The sequence below is a fragment of the Halopenitus salinus genome, from assembly GCF_055397165.1.
The window spans coordinates 950,001-969,240 of sequence record NZ_AP043853.1 but is presented as its reverse complement, the minus strand read 5'-3'; the positions used below and the strand labels follow the sequence as shown (position 1 = coordinate 969,240).

Below are 19,240 nucleotides of genomic sequence, written 5' to 3'. Positions count from 1 at the left end.
GGATTCCGATCGAATCCGCATCGATCGTGCGACCGTGTCCATCGCGGGCTCACGTCCCGTTCACCGCGATCATTCCCTTGACCACCTCGGGATCCGCGGCCCGCTCGAACGCACGTCCGGTGTCCACGAGGGGCAGCTCGAAGTCGACGAGCGATTCGACCTCGACCGCTCCCGACGCCAGCAGCTCGATGGCCTCCGCATACGTGTTTCGGAAGCGGAACGAGCCGCTGATGTCCAGCTCGTTGTCGATGAGACCGAAGACGTCCGTCGGTAGTTCCGGATCCTGCGGGAGGCCGACGAAGACCACCTGGCCGCCCTTGCGGACGCTCTCGACCGTCCGGTCGATCACCGCCTCCGCGCCCGAACACTCCAGGACGACGTCGACGCCACCGTCGGTGAGCTCGTCGACGGCATCGACCAGCGATCGCTCGTCCGTTCGGATCGCGTGTGCTGCTCCCCGTTCGGTCGCCAGTTCGAGCTTTCGCTCGACGATGTCGGCGACGATCACGTCCTCGGCCCCCGCGGCGTACGCGGCGTCCATGCACAACAGCCCGATCGGGCCGCATCCGGTCACGAGGACGGTGTCACCCGAGCCGACGTTTCCCCGACGGTTCGCGTGGATCGCCACGCTCAGCGGCTCGCAGAGCGCCCCGGCACGCGTCGAGACGGACTCCGGGAGCGAATACGTCCGTTGGGCGGGCCACGCGACGTACTCGACCAGCGCGCCGTCGTCGGGCGGCGAGGCCATGAACCGCACGTCCTCACAGAGGTTGTACTCGTCGATATCACAGTATCGACACGATCCGCATGGAACGCCCGGTTCCAGGGCCACTCGATCGCCGACCGACGATCCGGTGACGTCCGCGCCCGTCTCGACGATCGTGCCGGCGGATTCGTGCCCCATGATCGTGGGCACGTCCAGCTCGTTGTCCCCGTTGTGGCCATGTTCGTAGTAGTGCATGTCGGACCCACAGATTCCGACGTGTTCGATTCGGACCACCACCGCATCGGCCGCCGGCGTCGGTCCGTCCCGCGTTTCGATCCGTACCGTCCGTTCGTCCTCGAGTACCGCGGCTTGCATCGTTCATCCATCGGGAACCGCTCCCATAATGAATCCGATCATGGGATTTGGTGACGGGGATCCACTCAGTCGGGTGTTCGGGTCACCGAGTACAGTCGTCGTTCGGTTCCTGCCCCCACCGTGTCGAGTGCATTCCGGTCAGTATTGCTCGACGTCGATGACCGTCTTCGTCTCCTCGTGCGTGAGGTCGCCACGAACCCCGGTGATGACTCCGAGGTGCTCTGTGATCGACTCGATCGGGTCTGTCGGCCCGAGAGATCATCCACGTGCTCGAGGGGTGAGCTGTCTCACGCGTCGGCATCAAGGTGACGCCGTTGGTCATCCAGGAATTGGACGACCGTCTCGACGTCCTGCTCCGGGGTAGTCCCTTGTTCGAAGACCCCCTTAAACGCATCCGCGAACCCCTCCGAGGTGAGTCGTTCAAGCACGGTATCGATACGACCCACGAGTTTTTCGAGATCGCCGCGATGGAGGTGGGTCGCGATTCGATCGAAATCCACTCCTGCGGCGAGCGCCACCAAATCCCGGGAATCCGCCTTGCGGCCGCTGTGGAGTTTCACGGCAAACAACAGTTCTCGCTCCGGGATCCTGGCCGTTATCGGTCGAACGGTTCGCAGCTCCTCCGCGACGGAGTGCTGTACCAGATAGCGATACGACCACTCGGCCGCCGTCTGTCGACAACCCAACACGTCGACCATGGCATCAAATCGAACCGGGTTGCCGATGTCCTTCTCAAACCGGACGGTACGGCCCTCGTAGAGATCGTTTCGTTCGACGTCGGCAATTTTCTCGTAGCCCCGGTCAGCGAGGAGTTCAGCGTAGTCGTCGATCGCTTGCGCCGGAATGACGACGTCGACGTCCGTGGTGAAGCGCTGATTGAACGCCGCTATCGCCCATCCGCCGACCAGGACGTACGGCAATTCGGCGTCATTGACTGTCTCCAGGGTGTCCAGCAGCTCGTCTTCGCGTTCGCCGAGGCTCATGCATCGAGACGCGGATCCTCGTGGGACGCGTCGATATCGCGGTCGTACTCATCGCCGATCATCTCCAACGCCGGCTCGTAGTTCACCCGATACTCCATCATGTGCTCGATCGTCTCGTCCAACGGCACGGCCGGATTGCCGTCGACCCACTCGCGAGTGAGGTCCCCCGATTTGGGAATTAAGACGTACGAGACCGGCGCGTCGTGGTCGGGGACGTCTCGTCGTTCCTCGATGGTACTCGGTATCCCGAACTCGTCGAAAAACGCCGTCCACCGTTCGACGTCCTGATCGGCGACCTGGATGAAGATCGGGTAGTCGTCGTGGCCGCGGGCGATCTGATAGCCGCCGTGGGTCCAGACGTAGACGCCGTCGATTTTCGTGTACGCAAAGGGCATCCCGGCGAAGTGCGGAATGACGTAGCCGTCGTCGATCGAGGGGGGAACGGCGCGAGAGATGGCCGCGACGAGATCGTAGTAGCGATCCCTGACAGCGTACTTCTCGATGTAGACGCCGTCCTCACGCCGGATGAAGCCTGCGTCCTCCAACCGCTCGATCCAGTCGTAGACCCACGAGTAGGAGCCGTCGATCTTCTGGGCGATTCGACGGATCGAGTCGCCCGGCCGGGCCGCAACCATGATCTTCGCCGCGGTCTCGTCGACGTACTCCATCATCGCTAGTTATCGGTATCACATCTAACTGTAATAGTCTTGTCCCCCGTATTTCCTATTGAGTTATCTCTATACAGATATACAATTCTTGGCTCCGGTAGTCCGATCCGGCGCAGCATTCGAGCAGAGAGAGATTAACCAACAGAGGATACGAATGATCGCTATTCGTTGGTTAAGTTTTTCTGCGCCCGCGGAGGGGTGGAGGCACACTCCCGTCTCCACCGACCCATGACCCACCGATATCTAACGACAGTTCTCGACGAGGCAGAGCGAGTCGCAGAGCACCATGACCAAGTTGCCCAATCTTCAGACAATCTGAATCACGAGTATCTCCGGTACGCCGTCCTTCGGCTGCTCGAAGGCAAGGCTGACGAGACATCGGTGAAGGTACCGCAGGTCGACAGCGTGACCGTCGGCTACGGGGAGGACAACGCGATGTACGAGAGCTGGGACGACGACGACGTCGAGTGGTGGGAGACGGTTCCGCCGCAGGCGGAATGTACTCGCTTCCGTGAGTCATCGTCGACGTGATGGCAGCACTCGGGGCGTGGCGTGTCTGGACTGGGAGTGCTGCCGCCTGTGGCTCCTCCGATCATCGCGAACGGCGGGAAGTCCACTACCTGTGGCTGGAGGGACATCCGGTCGAAACTCTACTTGCGGATCGTCTCTAGGGTCCCGAGGCTGCGGTTGCTCCAGACGGCGGCCGCGCCGGCGACGTACGCGATCGGATGGTCGTCACGGAGCACTCGACCCAGCACGACGATCTCGAGCCGCGATCCACCCACCGCTCCGTACGAGGTGCGCTTGAGCGTGGTTCGACGTTCCGATCCGTGTGGGATTCGTCGGAGACGAATGGCTCCCAAGGCCGAAACCCATCGCAATGATGGTTCAGATGTGGTCGCCACCGTAATCGAGTTCGATCTCGAAGTCGTGAAGGACTAGGGGACGACTTTAGCGGTGGTTGTTGAGGACTTCACTCGGTACGAGGTGTGTTCTCGTCGAAGAATCTTGGCCACTCGCAGTTGAGTTAAGTCACAAAACGGTTCATGAACGCCGGGTGAGTGAAGGGGACTCCACCGCGTCGACTGTTCGGGGCGCCGAGTACAGTCGCCGTCTTGGTTCTTCCCCATCACCCCACTGTGTCGAGTGTTTCTGTCGGGAGCGATCCGGTCTCTGGAACGAACAGTCCCTCCCACCCACCCCACCATGTCGAGTGTTCTCAGCGATTTCGGGCTCGGATCGAACGAGCGACCGTTCGGGGGAGCGTCACGTTCTCAAAGTCGTCCACAGCGTCGATGACGAGATCGAGATCGACGCTGAACTGGTACTCGTAGTATTGCCCGCCGGAGCGTCCCTCGTTTCGACCGTGTCGGTCGAGAATGCCGAGCATCGCTAGGTCGGCGAGGTGATCATGCATTCGACGTCGAACGAGAGGATCGACGTCGGAATGTCTCGCGATCGCCCGATATCGCGGGAAAATTTCGCGTACTCTGGTTGGAGTCTCTTCCTCCAATGCGAGCTGAAGCGTCGCTACCAGCGCAAGATGACCGTGTTTCGTCAGCTCACGCATGCCCTGTTCGATCTGACTCTGCTCCAGTTTGTTACGAGCTTCATACACGTCGGATTCGGCGATCCGAGATTGATCGCCAGCCCGAGCGATCTCTCCGGCCTTATACAGGAGGTCCAGTGCTTGCCGAGCACTCCCCGTGTCCTGTGCGGCCGTCGCGGCACACAGCGATATTACGCCGGAGCCCGTCGCGTCATCGTAGAGCGCCTCCTCAGCACGTCGATGGAGTATCTCCTCCAGCTCGACGGCGTTGTATGGCGAAAAGTGGATCTCCTCCTCGCAGAGCGTATCCTTGACTTTCGGAGAGAGGGATTCTCGAAATCCGAAATCGTTGCTGATCCCGATGACTCCCGGCTTCACGTCGGTTAGATAGCCGTTCGATCGTGCTCTCGGGATCTCATAGAGAATCTCGTCATCGGTTCCGATGTGATCGATCTCGTCCAAGACGAGCAGAACGGTTCCGCCCACCGTATCGAGTTCCTCATACAGCAGGTCGAACACGCGTTGTTGTGGATAGCCGGTCGTACTGATCTGGTCGTCGACGGAGCGGAGCGTGTTCACGAGATTGACCGCCACTTGATACGACGACGATAGGTTTGTACAGTTCAGCCAGAATACGGAGAGATCGACATCGTCGTACCGCATCGTGTCCTGTTGCAATTCATCGAGTAGATACCGAGACACGGCAGTTTTCCCGACACCAGTTTTTCCGTAGAGAAACACGTTTCGTGGTTGTGCACCGTTGACCACCGGCTGCAACGCGGTCTTGTAGGCGTCCAAAACCGCTTCTCGTCCGGCGATCGAATCCGGTTGGTAGTCCTCCCGGAGCATATCCTCGTCACGAAATATCTCCGTGTCCCGCGTGAACGTCGCCATCTGATGCTTTCCCGTACTCTGGACCGGCTAATAAAACCACCGCGTCGAATGCGTCGGGTGAAATGAATATCGCAAGACGAAATCAGCGTTTCACACGACATCATACAGGGTGTGGGACCAGCGTTCGAAGGCCCTATCGGGATGTTCACCCCCCTTCGGTTCCGAAACACTCGACACGGTGGGGTGGGTGTGATAGTGCGTTCGCTCCGATGATCGCGACGATCGTCAAACCGGATCGAATATCTCGAGAGAACACTCGACACGGTGGGGTGGGTGTGATAGTGCGTTCGCTCCGATGATCGCGACGATCGTCAAACCGGATCGAATATCTCGAGAGAACACTCGACACGGTGGGGTGGGGGAGGTGGGGAATCATAATTGTTCTATCCGATTGGGAGTCTCTAGGACTACAGAGAGATTTCCATCCGCAAAGTGTTCGTTAAGGTCATTTGTACGGGTCTTCGCTCTAGCTGTCCGAACGCTGTTCCGCTGCTGTCGCTCTGGGCTGTCCACCTGCCGCTCCGTCTTACGCTAAACCGTGGGCTGTCTACACGCCGATCTGTTGGGCGGGCCCTCCTGAACGTCGATCGGCATAGCTCGGTCCTACATCCCTGTTCGAGCGATCGCGATCCGTACAGATCGAACCACATCTGTCCGAACGGTATCCCGAAATGGTCGCACTCTGGGCTGTCCACCTGTCGATCCGTATGGGACGGCCTTGGGTGTCCGAACGCCGATCTGTTTGCGATCGTGGCTACCTAACCGTCGATCGGCCAATGGGAGCCTGCTGAATGTCGATCGGCTTCGGTGCCCTAAACTCTAGGCTCTAGACACTCGATCACCCATTCGGGGGCGCGTTCGCGAGTGGACGTGTCCGAACACGCTGTCCATCCGCTCTGGGTCACGAACTGGGTGGGTATGTCTCGATCGCTTCGACCTCGAGAGTCGCCCATCGCTTCGTTCACGAGCACGCCGGTCTACACGTATCGACGTCGACGTCCGACCGATTCCGAGTCGATCCTCGGTCTCCTTCTCGTACGGCTCACCACGAGCATTTCGCGTCGAGCCTCTGGGCGCCTCGTCACAGTCGTGACGTCGCCTCGGACGTGACGTCGCCTCGGCGTCTCGTGTCGATCGCTCACGCTCCATCTCGAAGTCGTCGACGTCGCTCTCCCTCTCTCGGCTGCACGCCCATCTCGATCCAACTACACACCGGTGCAGTCTGTCGGTTTTGCCGATAGACAATCCGCACGAAACACCAGTTCGATCATCAACACGGTGGGGCCGACCCCCGTGTGCTCGCTCGCTTGACGAGGGATCAGTAGCCATGCGCTCGTGACTGCCCACACGGGCTCTCGACGCCGCGATCCGCCTCCACATCGGCGACGGCTGTGGGTTTCACGATGACGACGTGCAAATACGCGATCGTTCTCACCGTCTCGAGTCGTCGAATACCGGCCTCGGAGCATTCCCTGTTCGATGATCGGGTCCTATGCGCCCGTGCTCGCTCTCCGATCGTCGTCGACGAAGCCCCACACCAAAACGACCGATCCCCCACAAACGGCCGTACAGCAGTAATTGCGGATGAATCTCCCTCTGTAGTAATCTGTCACCCACGGTCACCTTGCGATCGAGTTCGTGGGGCCGTCGTCGGGAGAATGGTGCTCGACTCTTTCGATATGGTCGCTTGTCGGTGTCGTTCGACATCCGTTCACGACCGATGGGTCGAACGACACTCGCCGTCCCGGACGTTCGGACCGGGTGACGTGTGAATCGTGGCCGAGACCGTCGTCGGTACTCCTCGGTGGTTCAAAACTCGAGGACGTCGTCAGCAGCCGGTTCGGACGCCTCGAGGAGCGTATCGCGGGCGTATTCGAACGTGTAGACGTCGGTGAGCCCGGCGGTGTCGAGCCGGTAGTCGCGTGGCGGCATGTTCTCGCTGTAGGTTCGCTCCACGCGTGGCTCGTCGTCGGCCGGATCGTGAAGCGCCTTCAGGAGCCGGTGGGCGTCGCTGCGCGCCTTCACCAGCCACCACGACGTCGTGGGGTCGCACGCCGCCATCTTGTCGAAGTCCGCGGGGATCGCCTCGGCCCGATCGTTGTTGATTCGCTCGGCCTCCAGCGTCGCGACGATCTCCGCTTCCTCGTCGAGCACCGCGACGTCGAGGCGACCGTCATCGATCCCGTGATACCGGGCGACGCGCGCCCCGGGTGCCTCCGGGCCGACGAACTCCTGTTCGAACAGCCGGGCGCCGACCTCGACCATCGCGACGTGGAGGCTCGACTCGGAGAGGTCGCCCGTTCCGTCGCCGTAGGCGATGCCCTCCCGATGGCCGATCCCGATCGCGTCTCTGCCCGCCGGCGTGACCGTGTAGAGCTTGTGTGGGCGGCGACAGTCGACCCGCAACAGGTCGTCGTCGAGCAGCTCCTGGACCTCGTCCGTCTCGATGCCCACGTACGCCTCGAGCAACGTCATGGAGTCCCAGACGATGTCGTACTCGAGTATCGGGTCGAACCGCTGTTGGTGGGCCATGTACACCGCCGTGAGCAGCCGGAGTTGCGCGTCGCTGTAGGCGCTTGCGGCCCGCTCCCCGCTCGTCAACTGGAGGTCGAGCGAACAGACCGGGATGTCGTCGCGGTCGACGTCCGCGATCGCGTTGTGACACTCGATCGCGCGTCGCATCCCCTCGGGCGTCGACGCGTATCGCGTCTCACACGTCGAACACACGAGCGGATACGGCGGCTCGTCGATGTAGGAGAGTTCGTCCGGGAATCGCTCGGTGTGTGGAATGGTCGCCGTGGCGGCCGCGAGGGCGGCGACCGATCCCGTCATCGGCCCATCGAGCGAGGTCGGATCCGCGCTCCCACTGGCCGGCTGGCCGACCGGAACGCCGTGGTGGTCTCTCGCCCGCTCCTTCGCGTTCTGGAACGCTCTGGTGTATCCACCTTCGGGTGCGGCGCTCGAGTCCGTTCCGTCCGGATAGCCCGGCGGGAGCGGCGGCGAGGCCACGACGAACGGTCGCGGCTTCCGTTCGGCGAACGGCGCGGCCGGCTGGACGAACCACTCCCCGAGGTCGAGCATCCCGATCCGTGTGGTCACGTCCTCGACCGGCATGTCGCTCGTGGCGAACCGTTCGGCGAGCCGGTCATCCACGGCGATGTTCCCGGTGATGACCGTCCCGACGTCGTTGAGTAACTCATCGTAGACGCGGGGGTGGGAGGTTCGAAGCTGGCCGGGGAACTGCATCGCAAGCGTGAGCGACAGGTCGAACCCACGACCCTGGGAGAGCAGCGTGTCGAGGATGCCGGTCGCGGCGAGATCCGCGGCCTCCTCGATGTAGCAGTTGACGAGCGGCAGGCTCGTCCCCTTCGCCGCCTCCGCGCGTCGTCGCTGGAGTGCACGCCAGAGCTGTGACAACACCACCATGGACAGCAGCGTTCGCGAGCGGTCGAGGTAGCCGCTCATGTCGAGAACGATGACGCAGTCCTCATCGAGCGCCGCGCGCAAGTCGAAGGTCGAATCCTCGTCGGCGTGTCCCTCGAACAGCGGTGCCAGCCGCCGATCGTTGGTCAAAACCCCGAGACGCCGAACCACCGCACCCATGATGCTGTCGAACGTCTTGTGGGCGTTGGCGGCCGTGCTGGCCAGCTTCTGGTAGAGCGCGCCGTCCGAGACCGGCGGTGGCGTCCCCGTCTCGTGAAACCGTGCCGCGGCCGCCAGCAGGTCCTGCTGGTCGATGGAGTCCGTCCCGTGGACCGGATCGAACAGCGCGCGCACGAGCTGTTCGATCACTCCGACGGCGGCCTCAGCGCTGTAGAACTGCTCGTGTCCCATCGTCGCCGCGAGGAGGTCGATGTAGTGTTCCGTGACCGTGTTGACCGCCCACTCGCGGTCGAGGCCGTCAGACACCATCGGCTCGATGGTGAGGAACGGCAATCCGGGCAGCGTCTCCGAACAGTCGAAGTAGTAGACGTCGTCGAGTCCGCCGTAGCGGGCGACATGCATATCCGCGTAGTCTCTCGGACCGCCGTCACCCTTCGAGTCGATGTAGATCGTCGCGCCGTCCGTCGCCGCGTGGTTCTCGAGATGCATGCCCTGTCCGAGGACCGTTTTCCCGGCGCCGGTCGTTCCGAAGAGCCCGACGTGCAGTGACTGCATGCTCGGCGGCAGCGTCAGGTCCGCCTCGAGGGTGACCCGGTCTGCGGTCTTCGGCCGACCGATGGTCATCCCCTCGGTGTCGAGATACCGTTTGAGCACCCTCCCCGGCGGGAGTTCGATCCCGGTTCGATCCTGCGGTACTGGGGCAAGTGCGCTGCTCGTCGCCGGACTCACCCCGGATCCGTTCACTCCGATGAACGCCCCGGCCGCGTATCGGTCGGCGACGATCGCCGGGCTCGCGTTTCGTCGCCACGGCAGGATGTGTGCCCGGCGTTTCGGCGAGGTGTGACACGTGCGGTCACAGACTCGCTCGAAGAGGTCGGCTGCCTCGCTCGTGCCGTAGTCGTACTGCGTAGATTCGATCCGGTAATACTCGCCTCGCATGCCGGCAAATCCGGATGCGAGTTCGTGGAGCGTTTCGTGTGGTTGCCTGCCGTCGCTTCCGAACGCGACCGCGCGGGCGTTCACCGTGAACGATTCGCGGGTTTCGGCCGTCTCGATCCCCTCCACGCGCCGGGCGTTTTCGGCAGCCATGGTCGTGTCGTCACGTCGTCTCGGTTCCGGTCGGGTGACGGGCGACGCGTTTCCCGTTCGCCGGACGCTTCTCGACGACGTCTTCGTGTCGGTCTCCGTCTCCGTGACGGCGTCCGCGCCGAAGAGGAGCGGGACGATCACGGTCTGTGCAAACGCGTTGCGTCGGAGGTCGCTGTGGAGCTCCAGATCGATGATCCGATCGTCCCGTTCGGCGGTCCAGTCGGGTTTCGGCGTGACCAGTATCTGGACGATCGCGGGCGCGCTGGTCGTTGCCAGCCCGTGGAGGACGTTCGTCAGCGGCCAGTCGCCGTCGAACGACGCAACCGACGGAAGCGGATACTGCCAGTCGTCCGGCCGTGATCCGACCCCCTCCCACTCCAACCCGGCCACGTCCCACTCCGCCGATCGCTTCACTTCGTCGATGTCGTCTCCGTCTTCGCCGAGATCGTCTCCGTCTTCGTTTCGTTCATCGTCTTCATCAGTTTCGTCGATCCCAAGCAGCTTCGGATTCGGGACGTCGAGAATGTCGTCAAGCGAGAGGTCGAATTCAATTAGATCGACCGATGTCGGGAGTATTTCTCGTAACCCGCGTTTGAGTCTGCTGAGGGCGTCCTCGTCGTCGACGCCAACGTACCAGTCGATTCGACGCTCGCCCGTCAGTCCGGCCCTTCCGTTCGCGACGAAGAGCCATTCGTAGGTCGGTTTCGTCGCCGATTCGAGAAATCCGCCTTCCTCGATGTGATGTAGCCGGCGAAGTGTCCGAATCAACTGCTCCGGCTGGAGGGGTTCATTGCTCGCGTGGACGTATACGTACGTCCGTTCCGTCGTGAAGTTTTCTCCCGTCGACATGTGTTGTTGAGTATCGAGACGATTCGTCTGCCGATCAGCGATCGTTCCGATCTCGTGATCGAACGCTGAAAGTTCGACTCATTAAGTGTGTCGAACGTCGATCATATGTTGTGTTTTACAAGCATTTATAGTTGATATATTTCGTTGACAGATAGTGTGATCGACGATCGGTTGGTGGCTGTCTCGTTGCGTGTCTCGATACTCTGGGGGACGTCCGCTCTCAGAAAGCCCTCGACCGCTCGACGCCCCGCGACCGAGCTGCGCTCCTCGTGCCTGCGGTGCTTGCGCGGTCGGGGGACATCGAGTCGACCTCGCCCTTTCGAAGTCCACCAGGACGCCGGCTGGGTGGCCGGGCGTCCAGTCGGTTGGACGGGTGGTTCGTGACGGCACGCCCCGCTCGCCGCGTGCCGCCCGGCGCACCGAGGCGCTCCCAGGGTCGCGCCTCGCTTCGCTCGCGACCGACCATTCCGGGCGTGCGGGCGCTCTCCGCACAGCGAGCGCCCGTTCCGGGCTAAAGTGCATGTGCCCTCGACGCCAGCGGGTAACCGCAGGGGGCTGCGCTGCGCGGCTGCTCGCCCCCTACGCTTACTCCGCTGGACGCTCGCGCCGGGCGGGTCGACGCGCGCGGCTGGTTGTGGCCCGTCGTATCGGGCGCTCTCGCTCGCGCCCGCCAAAGGCGTGCGCGAAGGCGCGAGCGAGAGCGCAGATGACTCCTGTCGGTAACGGTCGTGAAAAACCCGCGGTAAGAGCGCGGGTGGTGGCGCGTCGTGAGCGCCTTTGGAGCTGTAACTCCAATGTCTAAGAAGAACGTCTTTGGTAATGAGGTTTCGGTTGATGAAGAGGCACTCGAGAACGAGAAAGAGCCGGAGGTCGACGAGGACGGGTTCGAAGTCGTCGACGAAACGCCGGAGCTGCGGGCGACGGTGCAGATGGAGGTGCAAGCGAAAGTGGACGCGAACCACCCGGACGGGATGGTCGACACGAGCCAGGAGCGGATTCACGGTGTGACCTTGAAACAGGAGGAGTGCATTCGGGCGCGGGAGGACGAGTTGGCGCGCATCAGTGCCCGGGCAGCATTCGGGACCCAGGAGGGTCGCGAGGAGCGAACACGGAGAGCGGCGGCGCGGGGAAGTGCGGCCCGACAGATGGACTTCAAACGTCGACGTGCGAGCGTGGACCCGTTAGCTGACCCGGATCGACCGGACCCTCGGGAGGAACTCTCCCAGGACGAGTTGGCGTTCGTGAACAGGCAAGCACGAAGATTGGCGAAGCAGCTCGGTGGGTGGACGCGAGCGGCGATCAGTCGGCGGGTGGCCGAAGAGTTGGTGCGTGGAACGAGTCGGATGGCTGCAGTCATCAGGGTGTTCGAAGAACTCCAGATGGGGTCGGGACGGATCGTGCCGATCGAGAAGCTCGAGGACGTCGATCGACGAGAGGTGGCAGTTGAGGGGCGCATCGAGACGTTGTGGGAGCCGTCGAATCGGAAGATCGCGCAGGTCGGACTCATCAGTGACGACAGTGGAACGACTCGAGTGACCGTGTGGAAGGCGTCCAAGCAACCGTGGATGCGCGAGGGCGAACGGGTGCGCATCTACGGGGCGGCCCGAAACTGGTACGAGGGGCGCGTCTCACTCGCGTTGACCGGGTGGAGTACCGTCCATTTCCCCGAGCGCGGTCGGTGGTGGGAGTAGCCAGGTCGTCGCGACCCCCTTTTTGCTAATGCCGGGCGCCGACTCAAACCCCACCTCCCCACCCACCGCTCCGTGCTCGCTACGCTGCGCGCGCAGCCACAACCTTGAGAGCGGTTGATCGGGTTTGCATACGCAACCCCACTTAACAGCTGTTTCACAGAGGAACAAGGAGGAAGCCCACGGCTTCAGCCGTGGGAGGAATCCGACCAGAGCTCCCACCATCCATTCGCCGTCGATGTGCAGGCTCTGCACATTCAGCGAAACAGTTTTCCGTCTATATGCAAAACTTGCACACAAGATGAGCGCAAGCGACGATCCGCGACGGGTCCATTTCCAGTCGCCGGAGTATCTCGTCGAGCGACTGGACGCGATCGCGGAGCTCTTCGACACGGATCGAACGGATCTGCTCGTCGAGGCGATTCGCGAGTACATCGAGGATACGGCCGACAGTGAAACGTTCCAGGAGCTGGTCGCGACGAAGTACTACGACGGTCAGCTCGAGTTCGAGACGGTCAAGCAGTTGGTCGGCGCCGAGACGGCCCAGCGGCTCCGCCTCCTCAAAGCCGACCTCGAGGACGAGCCACTCGATCTGGCTGCCCCTGACGACGTCGACGTCTACGATGGCGACGCGACCGCAGTCGAGCCTGCAGCCGACGACGAGCGATGAGCGGCCGACGACTGCGAACGGTCGTCGCCGATACCAGCGCGCTCGTCAGTCTCGCCGTGCCTCGTGCGGATGCAACCGTCGGTACCGATGTCCCAGACCCGTTTCAGTATCTGCTCACCTCGTGTGACGTATTCGTACCACCAGAAGTGGTCGCTGAACTCCGTGACATCACGCAGTATCAGGATATCCACGCCGCGGCTGCCAACAACGTCCTCGCGGCCCGTGCCCACTACACGGTCGAGGACCCCTACGAACGCGACGACACGCCAGATTCGCGGCCAACGTTCGGTCTCGATGATGGCGAAACGGATGGCATTGTCCTCGCAAACGCGCTCGACGTCGACGGGTTTCTCACTGACGAGTTCGGCGGAACGAACTTCCCGCTGATTCACGCCGTGCTGCAGGGCCCGCGGATCGTCCCGACGCCGCGGCTCATCGTCGACTACGCCCGGAACGGGCATCTGAGCCACGAGGAGGCTCGAACGCTGATCACGACGATCAGTCCGCATCGGAGCCGGGAGAATAGTCCCTACGTCACGCAATTGCTCCAGCGCCTCGAGACGTAAGCATGGCCGCTGAGCAGGTACAACACGTTAGGAGTACGGATCGACTTGCCACCCAGTAGCAGGACTGGCGAATCGGAGTACAGCATTAAGTGATGACGACGACCAGCCCAATGATCACCAGTAGCGCCGCGACCACGCTCTTCGCGGCCAGAAACGTGTTCTCCATCGCCTTCTCGTGAAGCGGCATGTCGGCGTATTCCTCGCGGAACGCCTCGAAATTCTGTTCGTCGTAGAAATACGTCGTCTTCAGCGCGAACCGTTCCGTCACCACACAGCCCGTACAGACCGGCTCGCCTTCCAGATGCTCCGTTTTGGTGTGGCTAGCGCAGGGGATCGCCGCGCAGTTCGGCCAGCAGGTGGACGCCTCGTCGACGTCGCTCCGCGAGAGTATTTTTTCTCCCCCAGAGGGGTGCGGGGGCACGCAGTGAGCTCTCGTGTTGACTTATGACTGTAGACAGTCCCATCGACGACGTCGAGTCGCAGTATCTCCCGAGCCAGTCAGAAGTGGCACCACCGTGGGCGCATCTGGACGTGGAGTTACCAACCGATCGAAGTCCGACGTCGATCGTCGCGTTGGTGGAGTGTGCGCTCGTCGAGATGACGCACGAACCGGTCGGTGCAGAGGTGATTTCGTGGCACGTGTGGGGTGTGAAACGGACGCAGTACATCGCCGTCGACGGCGTCGGTGATACGTTCACGAAACGGCACTTCGACGAGCGACTCGGGTGGAGTGCAACGACCATCAAGCGTGAGACCGTTCGCGATGAGCTGATCGCCCACATCACTCGGGCCTCACACCGAGATCGAGCTACCACTCACCATCACGACTCGTCTGTAGGTGGCCTCGACAGATTCCGTGTTGCACCAGTGCACGTTCTGTGGAAGTCTCCGACCACAGATTAACCAACACGATCGGTATTTTTCGAATTGTTGGTTAAGAATTCCTCTTCCTCACACAGATGCAAGGAGGAAGCCCACGGCTTTAGCCGTGGGAGGAATCCGACTGTGCGTCAGCCTCACCATGATTCATAAATAGTATGAAGGCCTAGGTGTGACTGGAACGATGGCACGCATAACCGGGTCCTATCCCGAGGATTTGGACCTCCTCATTGAAGGCGCCGTCGAGGCGGGAGTGTTCGGCGGGAAGAGCGATGCACTCCGTGAGTTCGTTCGCGAATACTTCGAGGACAACGAAACTGAGCGTATTGCGGCCGCAGTTGCGCTCTACGAACGCGAACGAGTCACGCTCGGTGACGCTGCCCGACTTGCTGATGTGGACCGCTGGACGATGCGCGAGATCCTTCGAGACCACGGGGTCGAGCTCCGATTCGGACTCGCTGATGAGGACGACGCAGCCTACGAGTCCAAGACCGCACGTGAGCTCGAATTCAGCGATGAGGTTTCGGACGATGAGGAGTCGCGTACGAAATGATCGGCGACGACGTTCCACCAAACCCGAGCGTGTTGAACACGACTGTCCTCTCAAATTTCGCGTACATCGATCAGGTGCAATTGCTCGCAGAGATCTCTCGTATCGGTACCGTTCCCGCGGTTCGAGAGGAACTTTTCGATGGCGTTGACGACCATCTCTATCTCCAGACAGCACTTGATTGCCTGGACACCGAGATCCCGGTCGCGACGATCTCCAACACCGTTGCAAATCGTGAAGCGATCGTCAGCAACCATCTGGATCCTGGTGAAGCACAGGCGTTCGCACTCGCGGATGCACGGGACGGTCGATTGTTGACGGACGACGGAGATGCCCGGTCCTTTGCAAAGGATCAAGGAGTCCCCGTCATTGGCTCGGTTGGTGTGTTGTTAGCGGCGATCGACGCTGGAAAGATCGATGAGGCAACCGCTGACGAGTGGCTTTCGACGTGGATCGACGAGATCGGCTACTACGTTCCGTATCGAACGATTTCGGCATATCGCTGAGCCATATTCGGAATCGACCGAGACTGACGCCGCCTAGTTTTTCGCGCCCTGATGGGTGCGGCGCTTGAATACGTCGCAGCCACCCATGACTCGAACACTGCTGGAGCAACTCGATCCCCCGAACCGCATTCTGAAACGCGCCCAGTACGAGGCGTTCGCGTTCTCGCTAATCGACGGCGACGTCCGGGTTCGCAACGAGAGCCACGCGAACCCGTCCGAGCACGAGTACCGCGTCACGATCGTCGACGGCGTTCCGACTCGCTGTGGCTGCCCCGCGGACGCCATGTATGATGGACCGTGCAAGCATCGAGTTGCGATCGCGATACGTCCGCGTATCCTTGAGGTCGCAACGCGGATGCAGCTCGTCGCCGACGGTGGCGTCGTACCCACTCGGGGCGATGGTACATCCGATCATGCGGACGAGGTGGACACGGACCAGTGTACCTGTACGGACGTCGACAACGACTTTCCCTGCTGGGAGTGTTTTCGAACCGGCCGCAAGGACCTCCCTAAGTAAGTCCCGACCTCCGGGAGCCAGACGACTCCTTGAGTCCCCTCATCGATCCTGCGACAGCCCACCGTCCCGCCCGGAATTTTTCGACCCCCTGAGAGGGTGCGAGGTGCGTACATCGTGCCTCGAGATCGACAATGGCAACGAGACAGATCTACGAGACCGGGCTCGACGCGGACGTATCGACAGACACTGCGGCGACGTGTCCGGAGTGTTCCGGGCGGGTGCGACCGAACACGATCGAAACGGTGTGTGAGGACTGCGGGCTCGTCGTCGACGACCAGCGGATCGATTACGGACCTGAGTGGCGCTCCTTCGAGAAGACGGAGCGCGATCGGACGGGCGCCCCGCTCACGATGGCGCGCCACGATCGCGGATTGTCCACCGAGATCGGGCGCCGAATCGATGGCTACGGGAACCCGATTTCGGCGCGAAAACGTGGCCACCTGCACCGGCTTCGACGGCAACATCGGCGGGGACGCTGGCGCACGAAGTCCGAACGCAACCTCGCGCACGGGTTGGGCGAGATTCGTCGGATCGTCGGCGGGCTCGATCTCACCACGCCGATCCAGGATCGGGCGTGCCGGCTCTTCCGTCGTGCACAACGTGAGAATCTCCTTCCGGGACGGTCGATCGAGGCGATGGCCGCGGGAAGCGTGTACGGCGCGGCCCGGTGTAACGGGTGGCCGATGATGCTCGTCGACGTCCAGCGATACGCTCGCTGTGGGGCCTCGGGAGTGCGGAACGCGTACTACGTGTTGAATGCCGAACTCGGGCTCCCAACCGAACCGATGCGGCCCCAGGAATTCGTCTCCCGGTTCGCGTCTGAACTCAACGTCCCGGATCGCGTTCGGTACCGAGCACGTCGGCTTGCGGAACTGGCCGGACGCGACGACGTCGTGAACGGGGCACAGCCGTCGGGGTTCGCGGCCGCGTGTCTCTACGAAGCAGCTCCGACCGGTCACCTGACACAGGTCGAACTCGCCGACGTCGCCGATACGACGCCCGTGACGATCCGGACACACTCGCGGACGCTCTCGGAGCGCTATCGGGGGGTCGCATAGGCCGCGTCGAGTGCGTTCGGCGTTCGTTTCGCGATGATGAGTGAAGTGGGTCGTGTTCCATGAATCACACGGATGGCGATGACTCGGCTGAGGATGGGGGGCGTTTGACCGCCCCACAAGACACCCAAGCCGATGCTACCCAGCAAGAGACGCTTGGGACGTATGCGTCTTGAAACCATAGGGCTACGACCGGCCTGAAATCCCGTGGTGGGATTCCCGCGTTGACGAGACACGTCGTGTCTCGTTCGCACGCCAGAACGCTTCGCGTCCTGGGGACGTCTTTAGCTGAATTGAGGCGCTAAGCCCCCTTCCTCAGCGAGCGCCGACCGAATGGGAGGCGCGAGCAGGGAGGGGATACAGCGCCGCACAGTTCTCATACACGATTCAGTGACAGGCTCATAGACCCACGCAATAGCAATGGTTTTGCAGTAGGATAGCATAGTATTGATCGAACCTAATGGAGTACGACCTCGACTCGGGAGCGCACTCGACGTATTCCCTGCACTACCACCTGATACTCACCACGAAGTATCGGCGCGGAGTGCTAACCGAGGAGCGAACCCAATTCATTCACGAGGTCATCAGCGGGTTCACGGACAACTACGGTGTCGAACTGACAAACCTCGACGGCGAGGACGACCACGTACACATCCTCTTCCGAGCGAAACCAACCACAGACCTCGTGAAGTTCATCAACACGGTCAAGGGCGCGACCGCCCGCCGTATCCGCAACGAGTACGCAGATGAACTGAAGACCGAACTGTGGGGCGACTCGTTCTGGAACGACTCGTACTGCCTCATCTCGACGGGGCAGGTGTCGCTGGATGTGCTGAAACAGTACGTCGAGAACCAACGCGAGTAGAATGTACTACGCCTACAAGTACCGTCTCAAGCCGTCCGACACCCACCGTGAGGAGTTGGACCACCACCGAGACATTTGTAGGCAACTGTACAACCACACGCTCTACCGTCTCAATGAGTACCAAGACGAACACGGTGAACTACCGTCCATGACCACGCTACGGTCGGAGCTCCCCGACCTCAAGAAGTGGTGGGACGGCCTCTCGGACGTGTACTCGAAGGTTCTCCAAACCGTCGTGGAACGCCTGTTCGACAACCTCAAAGGACTCTCCGCACTCAAGGAGAACGGCTACGGCGTCGGTCAGCTCAAGTGGAAGCCGCCACGGGAGTTCCGCAGTTTCACGTACAGTCAGTCTGGCTTCAAGCTCGACAAGAAGGGCGGTCAGACTGTCCTGTCACTCTCGAAACTCGCGGATATACCGATACGGCTCCACCGCGCCATCCCCGACAACGCGAAGCTCAAGCAAGTCACGGTCAAGAAAGAGCCGACGGGCGAGTGGTTCGCCACCTTCGGCGTCCAAATGGACCGTGAGCCGCCAGAATTGCCTGAGAATCCCGAAAGGTGCGTCGGCATCGACGTGGGTATCCTGAAGTACACCCACGACACCGATGGCACGGCGGTCGGGTCGCTCGACCTCTCCGACGAACGCGAACGTTTGGAGCGCGACCAACGGAAGCTCTCGCGGAAGCAACACGGGTCGAACAACTACGAGAAGCAACGGCGGCGCGTTGCGGAGTGTCACGCCGACCTCCGACGGAAACGCCGCGACTTCTTCCACAAGCTCTCGAACTACTACGCTCGGGAGTACGACCTCGTAGCAGTCGAAGACCTGAACGTAAAGGGGATGATGGAATCGCCGTCGAACAGCCGCAACACGGCGTCTGCCGCGTGGCGGACGTTCCTCTCGTTGCTCGAATACAAGTGCGAGCGTGAAGGAACGCACTTCGTGGCGGTCGAACCAAAAGGGACGACCAAGGAGTGCGCGTCGTGTGGTGTCTCGACGGAGAAGCCGTTGTGGGTCCGTGAACACTCCTGTCCCGCCTGCGGGTTTGAGGCGGACAGGGACGCTAACGCGGCGTGGAACATTCTTTCTCGCGGCCTTGAAGATGTAGGAGTGGGATATTCCGAATCAACGCCTGTGGAGACTGCGCTCCCTGTGGATACGTCCGTATCTGCAAAGCGCGTCGTGGAAGCAGGAAGCCCTACCCTCAAGGAGCGAACGGCGTCA

The 19,240-nt window shown here is 61.7% G+C and carries 15 protein-coding genes and 2 pseudogenes (1 of these 17 running past the window's edge); 11 read left to right on the top strand and 6 right to left on the bottom strand.

Annotated features, from left to right (window positions below):
* Positions 1 to 49 precede the first annotated feature (49 nt).
* The 3 genes from ACZ5YD_RS06635 to ACZ5YD_RS06625 form a co-directional block, all read right to left on the bottom strand.
* A complete protein-coding gene (locus ACZ5YD_RS06635; protein WP_379738629.1) occupies positions 50 to 1,081 on the bottom strand; it encodes an NAD(P)-dependent alcohol dehydrogenase in 1,032 nt (343 codons plus the stop codon).
* 287 nt (positions 1,082 to 1,368) lie between these two features.
* Positions 1,369 to 2,064, bottom strand: coding sequence for a hypothetical protein (locus ACZ5YD_RS06630; protein ID WP_379738627.1), 696 nt, complete (start codon positions 2,062 to 2,064; stop codon positions 1,369 to 1,371).
* Positions 2,061 to 2,732, bottom strand: a complete 672-nt coding sequence (locus ACZ5YD_RS06625; RefSeq protein ID WP_379738625.1) for a helix-turn-helix domain-containing protein — start codon at positions 2,730 to 2,732, stop codon at positions 2,061 to 2,063. Before ACZ5YD_RS06625 ends, ACZ5YD_RS06630 begins: the two co-directional genes overlap by 4 nt.
* Before the next feature lie 228 nt (positions 2,733 to 2,960).
* On the opposite strand from ACZ5YD_RS06625, the pseudogene ACZ5YD_RS06620 reads away from it, so the two are divergent.
* Positions 2,961 to 3,541: pseudogene (locus tag ACZ5YD_RS06620) on the top strand (hypothetical protein); the annotation flags it as partial.
* A 410-nt stretch (positions 3,542 to 3,951) separates the two neighbouring features.
* Here the strand turns inward: ACZ5YD_RS06620 and ACZ5YD_RS06615 are convergent.
* Both ACZ5YD_RS06615 and ACZ5YD_RS06610 read right to left on the bottom strand, forming a co-directional pair.
* On the bottom strand, positions 3,952 to 5,175 hold the full coding sequence (locus ACZ5YD_RS06615) for an orc1/cdc6 family replication initiation protein (protein WP_379738623.1): 1,224 nt from the start codon (positions 5,173 to 5,175) through the stop codon (positions 3,952 to 3,954).
* A gap of 1,809 nt (positions 5,176 to 6,984) precedes the next feature.
* Positions 6,985 to 10,716 (bottom strand): type IV secretory system conjugative DNA transfer family protein, encoded by a 3,732-nt coding sequence (locus tag ACZ5YD_RS06610; protein WP_379738621.1) that lies wholly within the window; start codon positions 10,714 to 10,716, stop codon positions 6,985 to 6,987.
* Between the two features lie 794 nt (positions 10,717 to 11,510).
* Here ACZ5YD_RS06610 and ACZ5YD_RS06605 point away from each other — a divergent pair.
* The 3 genes from ACZ5YD_RS06605 (at position 11,511) to ACZ5YD_RS06595 (ending at position 13,640) form a co-directional block, all read left to right on the top strand.
* Complete coding sequence (locus ACZ5YD_RS06605) at positions 11,511 to 12,407, top strand: SOSS complex subunit B family protein (protein ID WP_379741911.1); 897 nt, start codon at positions 11,511 to 11,513, stop codon at positions 12,405 to 12,407.
* Positions 12,408 to 12,705: 298 nt separating this feature from the next.
* A complete protein-coding gene (locus ACZ5YD_RS06600) occupies positions 12,706 to 13,074 on the top strand; it encodes a hypothetical protein (protein WP_379741908.1) in 369 nt (122 codons plus the stop codon).
* A complete protein-coding gene (locus tag ACZ5YD_RS06595; RefSeq protein ID WP_379741905.1) occupies positions 13,071 to 13,640 on the top strand; it encodes a hypothetical protein in 570 nt (189 codons plus the stop codon). The genes ACZ5YD_RS06600 and ACZ5YD_RS06595 overlap by 4 nt, the downstream gene beginning before the upstream one ends.
* Before the next feature lie 85 nt (positions 13,641 to 13,725).
* Here the strand turns inward: ACZ5YD_RS06595 and ACZ5YD_RS06590 are convergent.
* A pseudogene (locus ACZ5YD_RS06590) lies at positions 13,726 to 14,019 on the bottom strand (restriction endonuclease); the annotation flags it as partial.
* A 65-nt stretch (positions 14,020 to 14,084) separates the two neighbouring features.
* On the opposite strand from ACZ5YD_RS06590, the gene ACZ5YD_RS06585 reads away from it, so the two are divergent.
* The 7 genes from ACZ5YD_RS06585 to ACZ5YD_RS06555 all read left to right on the top strand — a co-directional run.
* Positions 14,085 to 14,543 carry a hypothetical protein gene (locus ACZ5YD_RS06585; protein ID WP_379741902.1) on the top strand — a complete coding sequence of 153 codons (459 nt, stop codon included), beginning with the start codon at positions 14,085 to 14,087 and terminating at the stop codon, positions 14,541 to 14,543.
* 160 nt (positions 14,544 to 14,703) lie between these two features.
* Positions 14,704 to 15,072, top strand: a complete 369-nt coding sequence (locus tag ACZ5YD_RS06580; RefSeq protein ID WP_379741917.1) for a DUF7317 family protein — start codon at positions 14,704 to 14,706, stop codon at positions 15,070 to 15,072.
* Entirely contained in the window at positions 15,069 to 15,575 is a 507-nt protein-coding gene (locus ACZ5YD_RS06575) for a PIN domain-containing protein (RefSeq protein ID WP_379741900.1), read from the top strand. The genes ACZ5YD_RS06580 and ACZ5YD_RS06575 overlap by 4 nt, the downstream gene beginning before the upstream one ends.
* Before the next feature lie 85 nt (positions 15,576 to 15,660).
* Positions 15,661 to 16,092: an SWIM zinc finger family protein gene (locus ACZ5YD_RS06570; RefSeq protein WP_379741897.1), complete on the top strand. Its 432-nt coding sequence runs from the start codon at positions 15,661 to 15,663 to the stop codon at positions 16,090 to 16,092.
* Positions 16,093 to 16,223: 131 nt separating this feature from the next.
* On the top strand, positions 16,224 to 17,150 hold the full coding sequence (locus ACZ5YD_RS06565) for a transcription initiation factor IIB (RefSeq protein WP_379741894.1): 927 nt from the start codon (positions 16,224 to 16,226) through the stop codon (positions 17,148 to 17,150).
* A 457-nt stretch (positions 17,151 to 17,607) separates the two neighbouring features.
* Positions 17,608 to 18,012, top strand: a complete 405-nt coding sequence (gene tnpA / locus ACZ5YD_RS06560; RefSeq protein WP_006652001.1) for an IS200/IS605-like element ISHmu6 family transposase — start codon at positions 17,608 to 17,610, stop codon at positions 18,010 to 18,012.
* 1 nt (position 18,013) lies between these two features.
* A protein-coding gene (locus ACZ5YD_RS06555; protein ID WP_379741890.1) for an RNA-guided endonuclease InsQ/TnpB family protein crosses the window boundary here: on the top strand, positions 18,014 to 19,240 show its 5' portion. The gene runs 15 nt beyond the window's last position; the window shows 1,227 of its 1,242 coding nt (coding positions 1–1,227); its start codon is at positions 18,014 to 18,016; the stop codon falls past the right edge of the window.